This is a genomic window from Serratia sp. (in: enterobacteria), assembly GCF_046715635.1.
Taxonomy (GTDB): Bacteria; Pseudomonadota; Gammaproteobacteria; order Enterobacterales; family Enterobacteriaceae; genus Chania.
This window is the reverse complement of the sequence record NZ_JBKJYW010000232.1, coordinates 1-2,786: the sequence shown is the minus strand read 5'-3', so window position 1 is coordinate 2,786 and position 2,786 is coordinate 1. Positions and strand designations below refer to the sequence as shown.

Annotated in this window: 3 protein-coding genes; 2 read left to right on the top strand and 1 reads right to left on the bottom strand. The window is 50.5% G+C overall.

Annotated elements, in window-relative coordinates; all coding sequences use genetic code 11:
- Nucleotides 1–1,318, top strand: a 1,318-nt coding sequence (locus ACLQ7H_RS11665; RefSeq protein ID WP_411752804.1) for a M3 family metallopeptidase, incomplete at its 5' end; no start/stop codon positions are given.
- Between the two features lie 142 nt (nt 1,319–1,460).
- On the opposite strand, the gene ACLQ7H_RS11660 is transcribed toward ACLQ7H_RS11665, so the two are convergent.
- Complete coding sequence (locus ACLQ7H_RS11660) at nt 1,461–2,474, bottom strand: zinc-binding alcohol dehydrogenase family protein (RefSeq protein WP_411752803.1); 1,014 nt, start codon at nt 2,472–2,474, stop codon at nt 1,461–1,463.
- Between the two features lie 106 nt (nt 2,475–2,580).
- Between ACLQ7H_RS11660 and ACLQ7H_RS11655 the strand changes: the two genes are divergently transcribed.
- Nucleotides 2,581–2,786: winged helix-turn-helix transcriptional regulator (locus ACLQ7H_RS11655; RefSeq protein ID WP_411752802.1), on the top strand; the 206-nt coding region annotated here is incomplete at its 3' end.

Here is a 2,786-nt window from a genome sequence, read left to right as displayed (position 1 = left end):
AGCTTCGATCAACCGCGCAGAGAAAAATGACGCCAGCGATACCCGCCAAACCCTGGCGCGGTTAGCTAAAGTGCGTGCCGAGCAGGCCAAACTGCTGGGCTTCCCGAACTATGCCGCCTGGAAGTTGCAAAATCAGATGGCGAAAACTCCGGATGCGGCGTTGGCGTTTATGCGTAATATCGTGCCTGCCGCCACGGCCCGGGCAGAGCGCGAAGCCAAAGATATTCAGGCTGTGATCGATCGACAAAACGGTGGTTTTAAGCTGGCCGCCTGGGATTGGCAGTTTTATGCCGAGCAGGTGCGTAAAGAGAAGTACGATCTGGATGAGTCACAGATCAAACCTTACTTTGAGATGAACAACGTGCTGCATAACGGCGTATTCTACGCCGCCAATTTGCTGTACGGCATCAGCTTTAAAGAGCGCAAAGATATCCCGGTTTATCATCCGGACGTGCGGGTATACGAGGTGTTCGATAAAGACGGCCAGTCCCTGGCGCTGTTTTACACCGATTTCTTTAAGCGTGACAACAAGGGCGGCGGCGCCTGGATGAGTAACTTCGTTGAACAGTCCAAACTCAACGGCACTAAGCCGGTGATCTACAACGTCTCCAACTTCACCAAACCCGCTGCGGGCCAACCGGCATTGCTGTCCTATGACGACGTGATCACCATGTTCCACGAGTTTGGCCATGCGCTGCACGGTATGTTTGCCGATCAGCAATACCCGAGCTTGTCTGGCACCAATACCGCCCGCGATTTTGTCGAGTTCCCGTCGCAGTTTAACGAGCACTGGGCCAGCGATCCTAAGGTATTTGCCCACTTTGCCAAGCATTACCAAACGGGTGAAGCGATGCCGCAGGCATTGGTCGATAAAATCAACAAGGCCGACAAATTCAACAAGGGCTACGCCATGACCGAGCTGTTGGCCGCCGCGCTGCTGGATATGCATTGGCACATGCTGGGCGCCGATCAACCACAGCAAGACGTGGACAAGTTCGAAGCCGCATCGCTGCGCCAGGACAAGATCGATCTCAGCTATGTGCCACCGCGCTATCGCTCCAGCTATTTCCAGCACATCTGGGGTAACGGCTATGCCGCTGGTTATTACGCCTATCTGTGGACGGAAATGTTGGCCGATGACGCCTTCCAATGGTTCCGCGATAACGGCGGGTTAACGGCAGAGAATGGCCAGCGCTTCCGCGATCGGGTGTTGTCACAGGGCAACAGCCAGGATCTGGAAAAACTGTACGTCAAGTGGCGTGGGCAGGAGCCGAGCATTGAACCGATGCTGATCAACCGCGGGCTGAAAGATAAGTAACTACCGTTTAACGCTATCCGAGGGCTGGTGACTGCCTTCGGATAGTGGGGCTCGTCATCAGTCTTAAACGTACGCCAAGTACGTTTTTATACTGCCGGTACCGAGTTAATGCCATAAGTGGGGCGGTTTACCCAAGCAAGTTTTAATTTCTACTAATAACCACCTTCCCGAGCATGTTTCCTTGTTCGACAAGAGTATGGGCAATTTTTAAGTTTTCTACATTCAAGGGGTGTAGCTCTTTGGTCAACGTTGACTGCAATACACCCGCATCAACCAGAAAAGCGATTTCAGTAAGAATTTGATGGTGTGCAATCATGTCCTCTGTCTGGTAAAGCGGTCGTGTGAAAACCATTTCCCAGTGGAGTGATACGCTTTTGCCCTTAAGAGGGACAGCATCAAGAAAATCGTGGTCATCAATGATCGCAATTTTTCCTTGTGGTGCAATGATTTCAGCTAAAGCGGAAAAATGCCTATTGGTGTGGGCCAGTGCCGCTATATGCGTTATCGGACTGATATTTAGTGCGGCTACTTCCTTTGCAAGTGGTTGTGAATGATTGACTACATGATGTGCTCCAAGTCTCAAACACCACTCCCGGCTTTCTGCACGTGATGCTGTCGCTATCACCGTCATGTTAGTCAACCGTCGTGCAATCTGAATCAGCATAGAGCCAACGCCACCGGCTCCCCCCACAATCAGCAATATTTCCTTACTTGCTGTTTTCCCAGGAACAATGCCTAAACGGTCGAATAACAATTCCCATGCTGTCAGCGCTGTTAGCGGCAGTGCAGCAGCCTGTGCAAATGATAATGACTTGGGTTTCGGCCCCACTAACCTTTCGTCCACTAAGTGAAGTTCGCAGTTAGCACCTTGTCGCATGAAGGAGCCAGCATAAAAAACGTGATCCCCCGGTTTAAACAGGGTCACGTTGTCTCCTACGGCTTTAACAATGCCTGCTGCATCCCAACCTAGTGTCGTCACAGCGTCCGGCACAGGAACACCTCCAGAGCGGATTTTCGTATCCACGGGATTGACGGAAACGGCCTGAATTGAAACGAGCAGATCGCGAGGTCCCGGGATTGGCGTAGCGGTTTCGACTATACGAAAAGCATCAGCATGGGTAAGTGGTAAGGAATGGCGGTAGATAATCGATTGCATAGAATGTTTTCTATAATTATTGGATGAACTCTATAATCGGGATAACAACGTAAACATACAAGTACGGAAAAAGAACGTACTAAGTTACCAAAAGGGAACTATTGAGATGAAAAATCGACATTATCGTGATATCCCTGGTTGCCCGGTAGAAGTCGCCCTCGATTTAATTGGCGGTCGTTGGAAAGGTGTTGTACTGCACCATTTACTGGAAAACGATTATTTGCGTTTCAACGAACTACATCGTCGTCTTCCTGGTATTAGCCAGCGTTTGCTTACCAAGCAACTGCGCGATCTTGAAGAATCTGGACTTGT